Source organism: Rhizobium leguminosarum, from assembly GCF_010668065.1.
GTDB lineage: Bacteria > Pseudomonadota > Alphaproteobacteria > Rhizobiales > Rhizobiaceae > Rhizobium > Rhizobium leguminosarum_S.
Genome location: NZ_WUEN01000043.1, coordinates 1 through 430, shown reverse-complemented (window position 1 = coordinate 430; position 430 = coordinate 1). Strand labels below are relative to the sequence as shown.

The window sequence follows — 430 nt, the reverse complement described above, 5'->3', positions numbered from 1 at the left end:
GCGGCGATGATCGCCGCCGTGCCGACGCTCATCGTCTATATCCTCGCCGGCCGCTACTTCGTGCGCGGTCTGATGGCGGGCGCTGTCAAAGGGTAATCCATGGCCTTCCTCGAAATCTCCGGTCTCAAAAAGCGCTTCGGCGCCGTCGACATTCTCAAGGGGATCGACCTCGAACTCGAAAAGGGCGGCTTTCTCGTGCTGGTCGGCCCGTCCGGCTGCGGCAAGTCCACCCTGCTCAACACCATTGCCGGGCTGGAGACGATCACGTCAGGCGATATCAAGATCGACGGGCGCGACATCAGCGGTCTGCATCCCTCCAAGCGCGACATCGCCATGGTGTTCCAGTCCTATGCGCTCTATCCGAACATGACGGTGGCGGGCAACATCGCTTTTGGCATGGAGATCCGCGGCGTTCCCAAGGAGGAGCGTG

1 protein-coding gene is annotated in these 430 nt (G+C 61.9%); it reads left to right on the top strand.

Annotated features, from left to right (window positions below):
- Nucleotides 1-99: 99 nt before the first annotated feature.
- Nucleotides 100-430: ATP-binding cassette domain-containing protein (locus tag GR198_RS35200; protein WP_164070488.1), on the top strand; the 331-nt coding region annotated here is incomplete at its 3' end.